At 70.7% G+C, this 15,057-nt stretch carries 15 protein-coding genes; 12 read left to right on the top strand and 3 right to left on the bottom strand.

The features are described 5' to 3' along the window. Positions 1–53 precede the first annotated feature (53 nt). From alaS to FDZ84_RS02830, 4 genes are read left to right on the top strand one after another with little or no spacing between them, the layout of a single operon-like run. Positions 54–2,726 (top strand): alanine--tRNA ligase, encoded by a 2,673-nt coding sequence (alaS, locus tag FDZ84_RS02845; RefSeq protein ID WP_168584584.1) that lies wholly within the window; start codon positions 54–56, stop codon positions 2,724–2,726. Beyond that, on the top strand, positions 2,723–3,193 hold the full coding sequence (ruvX, locus tag FDZ84_RS02840; RefSeq protein WP_168584583.1) for a Holliday junction resolvase RuvX: 471 nt from the start codon (positions 2,723–2,725) through the stop codon (positions 3,191–3,193). Before alaS ends, ruvX begins: the two co-directional genes overlap by 4 nt. Continuing rightward, the gene (gene mltG / locus FDZ84_RS02835; protein ID WP_246868755.1) at positions 3,190–4,389 is read left to right on the top strand and encodes an endolytic transglycosylase MltG; all 1,200 of its coding nucleotides are present in this window, start codon (positions 3,190–3,192) and stop codon (positions 4,387–4,389) included. The genes ruvX and mltG overlap by 4 nt, the downstream gene beginning before the upstream one ends. Beyond that, entirely contained in the window at positions 4,376–5,230 is an 855-nt protein-coding gene (locus FDZ84_RS02830) for a shikimate dehydrogenase (RefSeq protein ID WP_168584582.1), read from the top strand. Before mltG ends, FDZ84_RS02830 begins: the two co-directional genes overlap by 14 nt. A 252-nt stretch (positions 5,231–5,482) precedes the next feature. Here the strand turns inward: FDZ84_RS02830 and FDZ84_RS02825 are convergent, their stop codons facing one another. The 3 genes from FDZ84_RS02825 to FDZ84_RS02815 are packed head-to-tail and all read right to left on the bottom strand — an operon-like array spanning position 5,483 to position 7,920. Continuing rightward, positions 5,483–5,752 (bottom strand): HPr family phosphocarrier protein, encoded by a 270-nt coding sequence (locus FDZ84_RS02825; protein WP_168584581.1) that lies wholly within the window; start codon positions 5,750–5,752, stop codon positions 5,483–5,485. A 39-nt stretch (positions 5,753–5,791) separates the two neighbouring features. Beyond that, complete coding sequence (locus tag FDZ84_RS02820; protein ID WP_168584580.1) at positions 5,792–7,054, bottom strand: PTS transporter subunit EIIC; 1,263 nt, start codon at positions 7,052–7,054, stop codon at positions 5,792–5,794. Continuing rightward, positions 7,051–7,920 (bottom strand): GntR family transcriptional regulator, encoded by an 870-nt coding sequence (locus FDZ84_RS02815; RefSeq protein ID WP_246868754.1) that lies wholly within the window; start codon positions 7,918–7,920, stop codon positions 7,051–7,053. The genes FDZ84_RS02820 and FDZ84_RS02815 overlap by 4 nt, the downstream gene beginning before the upstream one ends. Positions 7,921–8,207: 287 nt before the next feature. Here FDZ84_RS02815 and FDZ84_RS02810 point away from each other — a divergent pair, with 287 nt between their 5' ends. The 8 genes from FDZ84_RS02810 to FDZ84_RS02775 all read left to right on the top strand — a co-directional run bounded on the left by FDZ84_RS02810 (position 8,208) and on the right by FDZ84_RS02775 (position 14,975). Next, on the top strand, positions 8,208–8,444 hold the full coding sequence (locus FDZ84_RS02810; protein WP_168589754.1) for a glucose PTS transporter subunit EIIB: 237 nt from the start codon (positions 8,208–8,210) through the stop codon (positions 8,442–8,444). After that, a complete protein-coding gene (locus FDZ84_RS02805) occupies positions 8,441–8,896 on the top strand; it encodes a PTS glucose transporter subunit IIA (protein ID WP_168584579.1) in 456 nt (151 codons plus the stop codon). Before FDZ84_RS02810 ends, FDZ84_RS02805 begins: the two co-directional genes overlap by 4 nt. Positions 8,897–9,025: 129 nt before the next feature. Then, positions 9,026–9,637 carry an A24 family peptidase gene (locus FDZ84_RS02800; protein ID WP_168584578.1) on the top strand — a complete coding sequence of 204 codons (612 nt, stop codon included), beginning with the start codon at positions 9,026–9,028 and terminating at the stop codon, positions 9,635–9,637. A gap of 146 nt (positions 9,638–9,783) precedes the next feature. Next, the gene (aroC, locus tag FDZ84_RS02795; RefSeq protein ID WP_168584577.1) at positions 9,784–10,989 is read left to right on the top strand and encodes a chorismate synthase; all 1,206 of its coding nucleotides are present in this window, start codon (positions 9,784–9,786) and stop codon (positions 10,987–10,989) included. After that, positions 10,989–11,513: a shikimate kinase gene (locus tag FDZ84_RS02790; RefSeq protein WP_168584576.1), complete on the top strand. Its 525-nt coding sequence runs from the start codon at positions 10,989–10,991 to the stop codon at positions 11,511–11,513. Before aroC ends, FDZ84_RS02790 begins: the two co-directional genes overlap by 1 nt. 94 nt (positions 11,514–11,607) lie before the next feature. After that, entirely contained in the window at positions 11,608–12,717 is a 1,110-nt protein-coding gene (gene aroB / locus FDZ84_RS02785; protein ID WP_168589753.1) for a 3-dehydroquinate synthase, read from the top strand. Continuing rightward, entirely contained in the window at positions 12,714–13,148 is a 435-nt protein-coding gene (aroQ, locus tag FDZ84_RS02780; protein WP_168584575.1) for a type II 3-dehydroquinate dehydratase, read from the top strand. Before aroB ends, aroQ begins: the two co-directional genes overlap by 4 nt. A gap of 357 nt (positions 13,149–13,505) precedes the next feature. Then, positions 13,506–14,975 (top strand): beta-xylosidase, encoded by a 1,470-nt coding sequence (locus tag FDZ84_RS02775; protein WP_246868753.1) that lies wholly within the window; start codon positions 13,506–13,508, stop codon positions 14,973–14,975. Positions 14,976–15,057: the final 82 nt, after the last annotated feature.

Here is a 15,057-nt window from a genome sequence, read left to right as displayed (position 1 = left end):
GCTCGCCGACACCACCAGCCGTGTCCGTCACCCGAATTTCCTGAGGAACCAGCGTGCAGACCCACGAGATCAACAACCGGTTCACCGAGCACTTCCGCAGCCGCGGCCACACCGTTGTGCCCAGCGCGTCGCTGATCCTCGACGACCCGACGCTGCTTTTCGTCAACGCCGGCATGGTGCAGTTCAAGCCCTACTTCCTGGGTGAGGCCCCGGCGCCGTACCCGCGGGCCACCAGCATCCAGAAGTGCGTACGCACCGGCGACATCGACGAGGTCGGCAAGACCACCCGGCACAACACGTTCTTCCAGATGGCCGGCAACTTCTCCTTCGGCGACTACTTCAAGGAAGGCGCCATGCAGCACGCCTGGGAGCTGCTCACCGGCTCCCAGGCCGACGGCGGTTACGGCTTCGACCCGGAGCGGCTGTGGGTGACCGTCTACGAGAAGGACGACGAGGCCGCCCAGCTGTGGCAGCAGGTCGCCGGCGTCCCCGCCGAGCGGATCCAGGCCCGCGACGGCAAGGACAACTACTGGGACATGGGCGTGCCCGGTCCCGGCGGCCCGTGCTCGGAGATCTACTACGACCGCGGTCCGAAGTACGGCCGCGAGGGCGGCCCGGTCGCCGACGAGGACCGCTACATCGAGATCTGGAACCTGGTGTTCATGCAGGACATCAGGGGTGACCAGTCGCCGAAGCTGGGCCACCCGCCGATCGGTTCACTGCCGACCAGGAACATCGACACCGGCATGGGCGTCGAGCGCGTCGCGTGCCTGCTGCAGGGCGTGGAGAACGTCTACGAGACCGACCTGGTCCGCCCGGTGATCGCCAGGGCAGAGGAGCTCTCCGGCCGCCGCTACGGCGCGAACCACGAGGACGACGTGCGCTTCCGCGTCATCGCCGACCACGCCCGGTCCGGCGTGATGCTCGTCGGCGACGGCGTCACCCCCGGCAACGAAGCCCGCGGCTACGTGCTGCGGCGCTTGCTGCGCCGGATCATCCGCTCCACCCGCCTGCTGGGCGTGCAGGAGCCGGTGCTCGGCGAGTTCAGCAAGGTCGTGCGCGACGCGATGGCGCCGAGCTACCCCGAGCTGGTCACCGAGTTCGACCGCATCGACTCGGTGCTGCGCAACGAGGAAGAGGCCTTCCTGACCACCCTGACCGCCGGCTCGAAGATCTTCGATCTGGCGGTGGCCGACACCCAGAAGGCCGGTGGCAAGCAGTTGGCCGGGGAGAAGGCCTTCCAGCTGCACGACACCTACGGGTTCCCGATCGACCTGACCCTGGAGATGGCTTCCGAGCAGGGCCTGACCGTCGACGAGCAGGGCTTCCGGAACCTGATGTCCGAGCAGCGCCGCCGGGCCAAGGAGGACGCCAAGGCCCGCAAGACCGGCCACGGCGACCTGTCGACCTACCGGACCCTGCTCGACCAGCACGGCACCACCGAGTTCATCGGCTACACCGACCTGCAGTCGCACAGCCGCGTGCTGGGCCTGCTGGTCGACGGGCAGCCGGTGAAATCCGCCGCCGCGGGCACCGAGGTCGAGCTGGTCCTGGACCGCACCCCGTTCTACGCCGAGGGCGGTGGCCAGATCGCCGACACCGGTCGGCTGGTCGGTCCCGGTGTGGCCGTCGAGGTGCACGACGTGCAGCGCGCGGTGCCGGGCCTGTTCGTGCACCGCGCCAAGGTCGTCGAAGGCGAGCTCGGCGTGGACACCACGCTCGAAGCCGCCGTCGACGTCGCGCGCCGCCACGCCATCGAGCGCTCGCACTCCGCCACCCACCTCGTGCACGCGGCGGTGCGCAGCGCCTACGGCAGGCGCGCCGCGCAGGCCGGTTCGCTGAACTCGCCGGGCCGGATGCGCTTCGACTTCACCGCCCCGACGGCGGTGTCCTCGAGCGTGCTCACCGGGGTCGAGGAAGAGGTCAACGACTACCTGCAGAGCGACGTCGAGGTGCAGTCCTACACCACGACGATGGACCGGGCGATGGAGCTCGGCGCCATCGCGCTGTTCGGCGAGAAGTACGGCGACCAGGTCCGGGTCGTCGACATGGGCGACTACTCCCGCGAGCTGTGCGGTGGCACCCACGTGCCGCGCATCGGCCGCCTCGGCGTGGTCAAGCTGGTGGCCGACTCCTCGGTGGGCTCCGGCGTGCACCGCGTCGAAGCGCTGGTCGGCATGGACGCGATGCGCCACATCAGCAAGGAACATCTGCTGGTCAGCCAGCTCGCCGAGCAGTTCAAGGTGCCCGCCGACGAGCTACCGGAACGCATCCAGGGCGTCGTTTCCCGGCTGCGCAGTGCGGAGAAGGAGCTGCAGCAGCTGCGCATCGCGCAGATCCTGCAGTCTGCGGGTGAACTCGCCGACAAGGGCACCAACGTTCATGGCGTGACGCTGGTCGCCGAGCAGGTACCGGACGGCGTGGACGGCAACGCGCTGCGCGCGCTGGCCGGCGAGATCCGCGGCCGGCTGGGCTCCCGCCCCTCCGTGGTGGCGCTGTTCGCCGCCGACGAGGGCAAGGTCAGCTTCGTGGTCGGCGTCAACGACACGGCCCGCGACAAGGGCATCGCCGCGGGCAAGCTGGTGCCCGGCTTCGCGGCCGAGGTCGGCGGGCGCGGTGGCGGCAAGCCGGACATGGCGCAGGGCGGCGGCTCGAACCCGGCCGGGATCACGGCGGCGATCGAGGCGCTGCGCAAGGCGCTGGACCAGGTGGTGGCTGGCGGGTGACCGAGCACCGGCAGGCGGATCCCGGAGCGGGGCGTCGGCTAGGCGTCGACGTGGGCGCGGTCCGGGTCGGGGTCGCACTCAGCGACCCCGCGCCGATGCTGGCGACCCCGCTGATCACCTTGCAGCGGGACGCCACCGGCGGCAGCGATCTCGCGCAGCTGGCCGGGCTCGTCGCCGAGCACCAGGTGGTGGAAGTCGTGGTCGGCCTGCCGAAGACGTTGGCGGGCCGGCACGGAACTGCAGCGGAAACGGCGCAGGCCTACGGGGCGGCGCTCGCGGAACGGATCGCACCGGTGCCGGTGCGGTTCGCCGACGAGCGGCTGACCACCGTGACGGCCAGCCGGATGCTGTCGCAACGCGGCGTGCGGGGGAAGAAGCAGCGCGCCGTGGTCGATCAGGCGGCGGCGGTGGAGATCCTGCAGGCATTCCTTGACAGTCGGGGGAAGACACGAGAGGACCTTTCGTGACCGACGATCTCGGACTGTTCGCCGACGAGCCCGGCGAGCGGCGGCGTGCACCGGACCCGGAGCGGTTCCGCCGCCGCAAGCGCCGCCGGATCGTGACCGCGGTGGCTAGCTTGTTCGTGCTGCTGCTGGTCGGCGTCGGCGTGCTCTATGGGGCCAGCCAGATCATGCAGATCGGCTCCTACGAGAACTACGAGGGCGAGGGCGCCGGCGACATCGTCATCGAGATCAAGCCCGGTGACACCGTCAGCGCCATCGGTCGCACCCTCGCCGAGCGGGACGTGGTGGCCAGCACCAAGGCGTTCACCAAGGCCGCCGAGGAGAACCGGCAGATCAACAGCATCCAGCCGGGCTACTACCTGATGCGCAACAAGATGTCCGGCGAGGCAGCCGTCGCGCACATCCTGTCGGCGGCCGCGAAGGTGGGCCGGGTCGACATCCGCGCCGGCATGCGGCTCGAGGACCAGCTGGCGCCCGACAACGGGCACACCCCGGGCATCCTGACCAAGCTCGCCGAGGCCACCTGCGCCGGGGCCAACCCCACCTGCATCACCTCCGAGGAGATGCACCGGGTCGCCACGACCGCCGACCTGGCCTCGCTCGGCGTGCCGCAGTGGGCGTTCGCGGACGCCTCCAAGGCTGAGCCGAAGCGGCGGCTGGAGGGCCTGATCCAGCCCGGTCTCTATGACGTGAAGCCGGGCGAGACCGCGGAAAACGTGCTGCGCGACGTGGTGACCCGGTCCGCTGCGCAGCTCGAGGTCGCGGGGTTGCCGCAGGCCGCCGAGGGCACCGGGTACAGCCCGTACGATCTGCTCAAGATCGCTTCGCTGGTGCAGAGCGAGGGCATCGCCAAGGACTTCGGGCAAATCTCCCGGGTGATCCACAACCGGTTGACCCACCCGGTCATGCACCTTCAGCTCGACTCCACGATCAACTACCCGCTGGACAAACCGTCCCTGCTGACCAGGCCCGAGGACCGCGGGATCGATGGGCAGTACAACACGTACCGGAACTACGGCCTGCCACCCACGCCGATCTCGGCTGTCAGCAGGGAAGCCCTGCAGGCAGCGGAGAAACCCGCTGACGGCACTTGGAAGTTCTTCGTGAAGTGCTACCCGGACGGCACCTCCTGCTTCGCCGACACCCAGGCACAGCACGACGCTTACATCGACGAGGCACAGGCACGTGGGGCGTTCTGAGCCCCGGCGGGCAGCGGTGCTCGGTTCGCCGATCGAGCACTCGCTGTCCCCGCTGCTGCACGGCGCCGCCTACGCCGCGCTCGGCCTGCGCGGCTGGACCTATGAGCGGGTCGAGGCCGACGCGGACCGGCTCGTCGAGTTCGTCGCCGGGCTCGGCCCGGAATGGGCCGGGCTGTCGGTCACCATGCCAGGCAAGCGGGCGGCGCTGGGCGTCGCGAGCGAGGTCAGCGAGCGGGCTGCGGCGGTCGGAGCGGCGAACACCCTGGTGCACCGGGCCGACGGCAGCTGGGCTGCGGACTGCACCGACGTCGACGGAGTCGTCGGGGCGCTGCGCAGCGCGGGCGGATTCACCACCGGCCACAGCGGGCTGATCCTGGGAGCCGGCGGCACCGCCGCCGCGACCCTGGCCGCGTTCGCGGAGCTCGGGCTGAACGAAGCGACGCTCGCGGTGCGCGAGCCCGCGCGAGCGCGCGACGTGGCCGAGATCGCGGAGCGGGTCGGCCTGCGGGCGCGCGTCGAGCGGCTGGACAGCGTCGTGCTCGCGGACGCCGCGGCAGCGGCGGACGTCGTGGTGTCGACGCTCCCGGCAGGGGCGTTGGGCGCGCAGGCGGCGGAGCTTGCGACGGCGGGTTGCGTGTTGGACGTCGTCTACCATCCGTGGCCGACGCCGCTGGCCGCTGCGGTGACCGCGGCGGGCGGGCGGATCGCCACCGGACTGGACATGCTGCTGCACCAGGCGTTCGGCCAGGTCGAGCAGTTCACCGGGCTACCGGCTCCGCGCGAAGCCATGCGCGACGCCCTCGCCGCCGCGACCGGCAACGAGCTCCCGCTCCCGCTCTGACCGCAATTTCAATGGAAATCGAATGTCCGATTTCCATTGAAATTGCGGGAGTTCTCCACAGGCGTCGGTGTGTCGTACCTCGACACGCCGATGGGACGCAAGTTCCATTGAAATCGAAGGTTCGATTTCAATGGAACTTGCGGGTTACGTCGGACGGCCCCCTCCCCCCCGGGGGGGAGGAGGGGTGGGTTCTAGGAGTCGTCGCAGCACCCGATCTATGGGGATGCGGTGAACTTCGAGATCCGGGACCGGTCAGTTGTTGTCGAGGTCCGAGGCGACCAGCCGGGCGAGGTGGTCCAGCGCCGCCTCCGCGCCTTCGCCCTCGGCCGCGAGCACCACCTCGTCGCCGTGGCCCGCGCCCAGGGTCATCAGCCCGAGGATGCTGCCCGCCTCCACCGGATCAGTATCGTCCTTGCGGATCGTGATCTTCACGGGCTGCGCCGCGGCGGCCTTGGCCACTAGTGCCGCCGGCCGCGCGTGCAGCCCAACCTTGCTTGCCACGGTGACCCGTCGTTCGAACATGATTCTCCGTTCGTCGGGGAGGGAAAACGATCGCCGGGGTCAGCTCCTGTCGGGGCCCGGCTTGGCGTCCCCACCAGCATTATCCGCGCCCACCTCGGCGTTTTCCGTGTCGTCCTCGTCACGGCCCGGGGTGCGCAGGTTCCACTTCGTGATCACGAACCGGAACACGAAGTAGTAGATGACCGCGTAGCCCAGGCCGATCGGGATCAGCCACAGCGAGTTCTGCGAGATGCCGAAGTTGAGCACGTAGTCGATAGCGCCCGCGGAGAACCCGAACCCGCTGTGGATGTCCAGCGCGTTGACCAGCGCCATCGAGGTCCCGGTGAGCACCGCGTGGACCAGCAGCAGCGGCCAGGCCACGAAGATGAACGAGAACTCCAGCGGCTCGGTGATGCCGGTGATGAACGCGGTGAGCGCCACCGAGATCATCACGCCGCCGACGATCTTGCGCTGCGACGGCTTCGCGCACTGCCAGATGGCCAGCGCCGCGGCGGGCAGGGCGAACATGAAGATCGGGAAGAAGCCGGTCATGAAGGTGCCGGCGTTCGGGTCGCCGGCGAAGAAACGGGCGATGTCGCCCTTCTCACCGTGGTAGTCGCCGAAGAGGAACCAGACCACGTTGTTCGGGATGTGGTGCAGGCCGAACGGCAGCAGCAGCCGGTTGATCACGCCGTAGATGCCGCCGCCGAGCACCGCGTTCTGGGTGACCGCGTCGCTGAAGGCCGTCAGACCGGCGTCGAAGATCGGGAACACCAGGCCCAGGACCACGCCGGCGATCACCATGGCGAACGCGGTGATGATCGGCACGAAGCGCCGTCCACCGAAGAAGCCCAGGTAGGCGGGCAGCTTGATGCGGTGGTACCGCTGCCACAGCCAGGCCGCGGTCAACCCGGCGATGATGCCGCCGAGCACGCCGTACGGGCCCTTGTTGAACGCCTTGTCCGACTCGGTGCCGGTGATCTCCCAGAGCACGCCGGAGAGCACCAGGTAGCCCACCGCGCCGGCCAGCGCCGTGGAGCCGTCGGCCTTCTTCGCGAAACCGATCGCCACACCGATGGCGAACAGCAGCGGCAGGTAGTTGAACAGCGCGTTACCGGCCGAGCCGATCACCCCGGCCACGGGCTGCATCCAGGGCAGCACCGCACCGAGCCCCTCCTTGCCGAGCAGGTCGTCCTGGCCGAGGCGCATCAGCAGCGCGGCGGCGGGCAGGACGGCGATCGGCAGCATCAGGCTCCGGCCGAGCCGTTGCAGTAGGGCGAAACCCTTCCCGTTGCCGCTCGCCGTGGTGGCGCTGGCACTCATCGGTTACCTCCTGTGTCGTGGAGACCGGGTCGTCTGGCGGGATGTTGGCGTCCGGTCGGCCTGGTGGGCCGCCTGGACGGGCGGTGGTGGCTGGAGCCGCTCGGGTTGCGGTCCAGCTGCATGGTCACCTGGTACAGATCGCCGCGATACCAGGAAGTCATGTCCTCGATCGGCCGGCCCTGCGCCGTGGAGATCCGGCGGAACACCAGGACCGGACTGCCGGTGCGGACCCCGAGCAGCCGCGCGGTTTCGGCGTCGGCGCCCTCGGCGAGCACGGTCTGCGTGCCGTTTTCCAGCTGCACCTGGTAGTTGCGGGCCAGCAGGGTGTACATCGAATCGGTCAGGTCGTGGTCGAGCAGGCCGGGCAGCAGCCCGGCGTGGTACCAGCCGCGTTCCACCGCCATCGGCGCACCATCGGCCTTGCGCAGCCGGCAGAGCCAGTACGCGTGCTGGTCAGGCCGGAGGTCGAGCGCTTCGGCGGTGGCGGTCGGCGGGACCGCCTCGGCCGCGTCGAGCAGCACCGTCTCCGGCCGCATGCCGCGGCGGCGCATGTCCTCGGTGAACGAGGCGAGGTGCAGTTGGGAGTCCACCCGGGGCCGGGTGGTGAAGGTGCCCTTGCCTCGGACCCGCACCAGCAGGCCCTCGGCGACGAGCTGTCCGACCGCCTCGCGGACGGTGAGCCGGGACACGCCGTAGCGCACCGCGAGGTCGCGTTCGGACGGCACCGGCGAACCTGGCAGCAGTTCCTCGCTCGCCAGCTCGCGCAGGATCTCGCGCAGCTGGGCGTGCTTCGGCGTCGGGCCGTCGCGCAGCACGTCAGCCGTTCCCGGGCGGGAACAGCCGTCTGTGGTTCGCCGTGCGGCCACGCTGCCTCCATCGGTCTTGCCAGCGGTCTTGCCGGACATCGACGCACGGTGCACCCCTTGGGCACCCGGCACCGGTCGAACGCGGGCGGATCGAATCCAGTGCTGTTCACCGGTCCTACGGGGTTGGTACTGTCCGGTCTAAACCAGTCGGTTGCGAACAATGCGCTTTCATGCGATCGGGTGTCAAGACGGCTCGCGATTCGTTGCCGCATCGACACCCAGTGGCGCAAGATCGTCTCGACGCGGTGCGCAACGCCTGCGTCGTCGGAGGACGAAGGGAGCACGGGGTGGCTCAGGACAAGGCCGCGGCAATCCTGGCCGCACTTGGCGGCGGGGACAACGTGGTGGAGATCGAGCCGTGCATCACGCGGCTGCGCTGCGAAGTCGAGGACGGTTCCAAGATCGACGAGGCGGCGCTGAAGGCCGCCGGGGCGCACGGCGTGATGGTGCAGGGCCCGGTCGTGCAGGTCGTGGTGGGCCCGGAAGCGGACACCCTGGCCGAGGACATCGAGGACCTGCGGTGAGCACCGAGGTCGGCAGTCCGGTGGCGGGCCTGGCCACCGCGATCAGCGAGGTGCCCGACCCGGTGTTCTCGCAGGCCATGGTGGGTCCGGGCGTGGCGGTGAAGCCGACCGGCGGTCGGGCCGACGCGGTCGCGCCGGTGGCCGGCACGGTCGCGACCCTGCACCCGCACGCTTTCGTCATCGCCTCGCCCGGCGGCGCCGCGATCCTGGTGCACCTGGGCATCGACACGGTGAAGCTCAAGGGCGAGGGCTTCGAGCTGCACGTGGCGAAGGGCGACGTCGTCGAGGCGGGCCAGCGCATTGTCACCTGGGATCCGTCCGAGGTGGAGTCGCACGGCTACTCGTCGATCTGCCCGGTCGTCGCCCTGGACGTCGTGCCGGACGCCCTGACCGATGTGCGCGAGGACGGTCAGGTCGTCGCGGGCGACCCGCTGTTCGCGGTGGGGGCCTGAATGCCCCGTGAGTGCTTTTTGGTGCGATAGCGCCTGAAAGCGCTCACGGGCCTTGGCCGGCTGCCCGACACGCGCACCTTCGCGGCTGGGAAGCCGGATGTTCCCCGTCGTGTGCCCGACGCTGTTGCGATGATCGTGTTGATCGGGATCGCTGGTGGTGCAACGGGCTTCGCGGCGGGTCGGCTGGGTCGGCTCGCGCTCTGCTCGATGCGCAGGGGAGTTCGGCCGCCTCGCATGTGGTGCGAGGTGGCGGTGGGCCTGCTGTGGGCCGTGGTGTTCGTCCGCGTGGTGACCGGGATGCCGTTGTGGTGGGCGGCGATCCCGCTGGCGCTCGGCTGGTTCGCGGTGTTGCTGGCGGTGTGCGACGTGCTGGCCGGGCGGCTCCCGGATGTGCTGACGCTGCCCGCATATCCGGTCGCGGCGGTGTTGCTGACCGTCGCGGCGCTGCACAGGTCAGATGTGCTTCTCGGTGCCGTTGCCGGCGCGGTGGTCTTCGCCGGGACGTATCTGTTGGTGCGCGTCGTGTCGTCGGGTGCGATGGGGCCGGGCGACGTGAAGTTGGCGGGCAGCCTCGGTGCCGTGGTGGGCGCGGTGTCGCTGTCGGCGGTGCTGTTCGTGATGGCCGCCGCGGCGGCGTTGACGCTGGTGGCGGCGTTGTGGACGCGGCTGGGCGGCGTCCCGCACGGCCCTGCCATGCTCGCCCCGGCCTGGCTCATCACGGCCTTCGCGCCGTGGCCGTAGGCGCGGCGATCCCGAACGGCGTTTCGTTGCTGCTGGTCCGACCCCGTGGCGCCCGGGAGGTGCCGAGGGCGCGGGGGCGGGCGAAAGCGCATTGCGGGACCCCCGGCCGGGTTCACCCGGGACCGAACGTGGCAGGATCTATAGCTGTGCTGCGTTGGATGACCGCTGGAGAATCGCATGGTCCCGCCCTGGTGGCGGTGCTGGAAGGCATGGTGGCCGGGGTCGAGGTGACCTCCGCCGACATCGCGACCCAGCTGGAGCGGCGCAAGCTCGGTTTCGGGCGCAGCCCGCGGATGAACTTCGAGGCCGATGAGCTGGAGCTGATCGGCGGCATCCGGCACGGCCGGACCCAGGGCGGCCCGATCGCGATCCGCATCGGCAACACCGAGTGGCCCAAGTGGGAGCAGGTGATGGCCGCCGATCCGATCGACGAAGACGTGCTGTCGTCGCTGGCCCGCAACGCGCCGCTGACCCGTCCCCGGCCCGGGCACGCCGACCTCGCCGGGATGCAGAAGTACGGCTTCGAAGAGGCTCGCCCGGTGCTGGAGCGCGCGAGCGCCCGCGAGACCGCCGCCCGCGTCGCCGTCGGCACGGTCGCCCGGCAGTTCCTGCGGCAGCTGCTCGGGGTCGAGATCGTCAGCCACGTCATCAGCCTGGGTGGCGTCGACGCCACGCACGACGTGCTGCCCGGCCCGGACGACCTGGGTGCCATCGACGACAACCCGGTGCGCGCCTTCGGTGACGAGGCGACCGAGAAGATGATGGCCGAGGTCGACGCGGCCAAGAAGGACGGCGACACCCTCGGCGGGGTTGTCGAGGTCATCGCCTACGGGCTGCCCCCGGGCATCGGCTCCCACGTGCACTGGGACCGCAAGCTCGACGCGCGGCTGGCCGGTGCGCTGATGAGCATCCAGGCGATCAAGGGCGTCGAGATCGGCGAGGGCTTCGCCAACGCGCACCGGCGCGGTAGCGCGGCGCACGACGAGATCTACCCGGACCAGGGCGCCAAGTGGGTGCGGCGGGGCAGCAACCGGGCGGGCGGCCTGGAAGGCGGCATCACCAACGGCGAGCCGCTGATCGTCCGCGCCGCGAAGAAGCCGATCTCCAGCCTGCCACGCGCACTGGCCACTGTGGACATGGTGACCGGCGAGCCGGCGCAGGCGATGCACCAGCGCTCCGATATCACGGCCGTGCCGCGCGCCGCCGTGGTCGCCGAGACGATGGTCGCGCTGGTCCTCGCGGAGGCCGCGCTGGAGAAGTTCGGCGGCGACTCGCTGCCGGAGACCCGGCGCAACGTCGAGGGCTACCTCGCCTCGCTGCGCGAGCGCGCCGAGAAGCGGCAGGTGCGGTGATGGGCCCGCGCGCGGTGGTGATCGGCCCGCCGGGAGCGGGCAAAACGACGATCGGCCAGTTGCTGGCGCAGCGCCTCGATGTGCCGTTCCGGGACACCGACGACGACATCGTGCGGACCGCGGGTCGGCCCATCGCCGACATCTTCGCCAACGACGGCGAGCCGGCGTTCCGGGCCATGGAAGAGGACGCGGTCGCCGCGGGGCTACGCGAACACGACGGCGTTCTGGCGCTCGGCGGCGGCTCGGTGCTGTCGGAACGCACCCGCGAACGACTGGCCGGGCACCCGGTGGTGTTCCTGTCGGTGGGGCTGGCCGAAGGCGCTCGGCGTGTCGGGCTGTCCACGGCTCGACCGCTGCTGGCCGGGGTGAACCCCCGCGCCACCTTCAAGGCGCTGCTGGACGCGCGGCTGCCCATTTACCGCTCGGTGGCCGCCGTCGAGATCGTCACCGACCACGTGGCGGCCACCGAAGTCGTGGAGCAGGTCGTCGCCGCCCTGTCCGTGCGCAACAAGCCGTCCAGCTGATCATGACGGTCGGGAGTGGGATGCTTCCAACCGCACCCACCGCCGGGCAAGGGGTGGGGCCAAGCCGAGAACTCGCTCAGCCGAAGGGACGATGATGACCGAACCGGTGCGGATCAGGGTGGCCAGCCAGCAGCCCTACGACGTGGTGGTCGGCCGGGGACTGCTCGGCGAGCTCGTCGACTTCCTGCGCGACGCATCGGTGGTGGCGCTGGTGCACCAGCCCACCATCACCAGCACCGTGGAGGCGGTCCGAGAGGAGCTGACCTCGGCCGGGGTGGACGCGCACCGGGTGGAGATCCCGGACGCCGAGGACGGCAAGAGCCTGCAGGTCGCCGGGTTCTGCTGGGAGGTCCTGGGCAAGGTCGGCATGGACCGCAACGGCGTGGTGGTGTCCTTCGGCGGCGGCGCGGTCACCGACGTCGCCGGTTTCGTCGCCGGGACATGGATGCGCGGGGTCCGCGTGGTGCACGTGCCGACCACGCTGCTGGGCATGGTGGACGCCGCGGTCGGCGGCAAGACCGGCATCAACACCGACGCGGGCAAGAACCTGGTCGGGCTGTTCCACGAGCCGAGCCTGGTGCTGGCCGACCTGGCGACGTTGGAGGGGCTGCCGCGCAACGAGCTCGTGGCCGGCATGGCCGAGATCGTCAAGGCGGGCTTCATCGCCGACCCGGAGATCCTGCGGCTCATCGAGGCCGACCCGGCGGTGGCGACCGATCCAGCCGGTGACGTGCTGGGCGAGCTGGTGCGCCGGTCGATCCAGGTCAAGGCCGACGTGGTCGCCGCGGACCTGAAGGAATCGCACCTGCGCGAGGTGCTGAACTACGGCCACACGCTGGCCCACGCCATCGAGCGCCGGGAGCGCTACCGCTGGCGGCATGGCGCGGCGGTCAGCGTCGGACTGGTGTTCGCCGCGGAGCTGGCGCGGTTGGCCGGGCGGCTGGACGACGAGACCGCCGACCGGCACAAGCGGGTCCTCGACCTGCTGGGCCTGCCGACCAGCTACGCCCCGGACGCGCTCGGCCAGCTGCTGGAAGCGATGCGGGTGGACAAGAAGACCCGCTCCGGGGTGCTGCGGTTCGTGGTCCTGGACGGCCTGGCCAAGCCCGGTCGCCTCGAGGGACCGGACCCGTCGCTGATCGCCGCCGCGTACTCGGCGGTCACCGGCGGCGAGGCCAAGCCGGGTTCGGAGGTGCTGCTGTGAAGGTCCTCGTCCTCAACGGGCCGAACCTCGGGCGCCTGGGCAAGCGCGAGCCCTCGGTCTACGGCAGCACCACCTACGCCGACCTGGTCGGGATGTGCGAGCGCGCCGGCAAGGAGCTGGGCGTGGAGGTGGCGGTCCGGCAGACCGACCACGAGGGCGAGATGGTCCAGTGGCTGCACGAGGCCGCCGACCAGCGGTGGCCGGTGGTGCTCAACGCGGGCGCGTGGACGCACTACTCCATCGCGGTGCGCGATGCGGCGGCGCAGCTCGAAGCGGACCTGATCGAGCTGCACATCTCCAACGTGCACAAGCGCGAGGAGTTCCGGCACACCAGTTACCTGTCCGACGTCTCGACCGCGGTCATCGCCGGCCTCGGCGTCGAGGGCTATCCGCTAGCGATCCGGTGGCTGGCCGACAAGTCACGCAGCTAGTTCCCTTTCCGGGCCGTGTGTCTTTGGGGCGCTGTAGAGGCTGTTTCCATTCTCGTCCTGCATGGCGGTGCGGGTGGCGGCCCCCTGCGGTACAGGGTGGGCACAGCCTGAGAACCCGCGGCGGTACGAGCCGTGAGGGTGGGCTAAGCGGTTGCGCCGCTTGAAAGGCATGAGCCCGCCGCCCTACCGCCCCTCCGGACGATCAAGCCCAGGCAGCCCCTACCGCAACCCAGAAGACTCACGGCTAGGTGCCCAGCGGCGATACATCGGTAGTGAGTCCTGCGGCCCGCGCGTTGCAAGTAAATTGGGCGGAGGTGTCCGTCACCTCGGTGTTGGCGCGGGTCTGGGGGAGCATCGGTGAGGGATCGGATTCCGTTGCGGCGATTGGCCGGGTTGGCCGCGGTGGTGCTGCTGGCCGGGTGCGCGCCGGTCGAGGGCACGCCCCGGCCCCAGCCGCGGGCCGAGCAGCGGGTTGAGCCTCCCGAGGCACCGATCGCGCTGGGCGTCGGTGGCGCGCGGGGCGGCGCCGGGGTGGTGGTCGCCGGAGGGTTGCCCGCGCCCTACAACTACGGGCCGACGGTGCTGCAGGACGGCGGGCAGTACCGCACCTGGTGGTGCAGCCAGCTGCCCGGGATCGGCCCGCCGGGCGACGACATCTTGACGGCCGCGTCGGGAAGCCCCGACGGGCCCTTCACCGCTGCCGGTGGCGCTCCCGCGGTGCCCATCTTCAGCGGCCGACCCGGGGGGTTCGACGGCAAGCACACCTGCGACCCGTCGGTGTTGAAAGTGGACGGTCGCTACTACCTCTACTACACGGGCGCGGCCGGGGATCACGCACACGGCAACGCCATCGGCGTCGCCGGCAGCCCCGACGGCCTCTCCTGGCGGCGGGAGGCCGGCGGCCGCCCGATCGTCACGGCTTCCGGCGAGGTGAACCGGGAGAACGTCTACGGCGCGGGTCAGCCCTCCGCGCTGTACCTGGACGGCTGGTTCTATCTTATGTTCACCGACACCACCGCTGCCGGCGCGGGCTGGAACGGCGCTGGCCAGTTCGTGCTCCGCGCGCGCAATCCCGAGTTCACCGACCAGCCGCAGGCCTTGACCGAGAAGGGTTTCGACGCCGCGGGCGCCAAGCGGTCGCGTTCGGTGGTGGATGCGTTCAGCGCGGACTGGATGTGGGTTCCGGCGCTGGACGCGTTCGCGATCGCCCACCAGACCGCCACGGGCACCACGATCACCTTCTGGGACCGGGATTTCACCCGCCATCCCTACGTACCGGTGGTCGTGCCCGGCCCCTGGCAGGAAGGCCCAGGTCTCGTCCGCGGTCCCGGCGGGCACGCGCCCGTGTCCACAGTGGATCCTTGCGGGACGGTTCCGGTGGACCTTCTCCGCGCCACCGCGTTGTTCCCGGCTCCGACCGACATCCGCCACTTCGGCATCGACGTCACCGGGGCCGACGGGTGCCGGACGCCCAGGCAGGCGGCGGCGGTCCTCGACGGCTTCGCGGCGCCATCTCCGGCTCGCACGGTCGATGTGGTGCGCAATGGGCAGCGGGTCCGCGTCGAGCGTCGCTCCGTCGCGGAGCAATTGGTCACCAGGGTTCTCGACGTGAGGGTGCCCGCGCTGGACGGGCTACCGGTCGCCGGCACCATCCGCGCCGCGGCGCCCGCGATGCGATCCCCGCGGGGGGTGGTCGGTCTGCTCGACGACAACGGTCTACTGTGGACGGTGAGTGCGGAGGCCGCCGCCGCCAACGGTTCGGCGATCGCCGACGTCTCCCAGCAGGAGTGGGACGCGCACGCCCCGGCCGGTGACCTCCGCCGCTGATCAGCGGCGAATTACCTTTTCCGTGACAGTTCAGCCAGGGGCGAGAGGACCCGTGAGCGTTTCTGGGTGCCATAGCGCCCAG

This window comes from Saccharopolyspora sp. ASAGF58, from assembly GCF_012277335.1.
Classification (GTDB): Bacteria; Actinomycetota; Actinomycetes; order Mycobacteriales; family Pseudonocardiaceae; genus Saccharopolyspora; species Saccharopolyspora hattusasensis.
This window is presented reverse-complemented; position numbering and strand designations above follow the sequence as displayed.

Excerpts from the sequence above, each read along its gene's own strand:
- FDZ84_RS02825 (WP_168584581.1), bottom strand. The coding sequence starts at position 5,752 with ATGTTCGAACGACGGGTCACCGTGGCAAGCAAGGTTGGGCTGCACGCG.
- aroB (WP_168589753.1), top strand. The coding sequence starts at position 11,608 with ATGACCGAACCGGTGCGGATCAGGGTGGCCAGCCAGCAGCCCTACGAC.
- FDZ84_RS02820 (WP_168584580.1), bottom strand. The coding sequence starts at position 7,054 with ATGAGTGCCAGCGCCACCACGGCGAGCGGCAACGGGAAGGGTTTCGCC.
- FDZ84_RS02790 (WP_168584576.1), top strand. The coding sequence starts at position 10,989 with ATGGGCCCGCGCGCGGTGGTGATCGGCCCGCCGGGAGCGGGCAAAACG.
- FDZ84_RS02800 (WP_168584578.1), top strand. The coding sequence starts at position 9,026 with ATGATCGTGTTGATCGGGATCGCTGGTGGTGCAACGGGCTTCGCGGCG.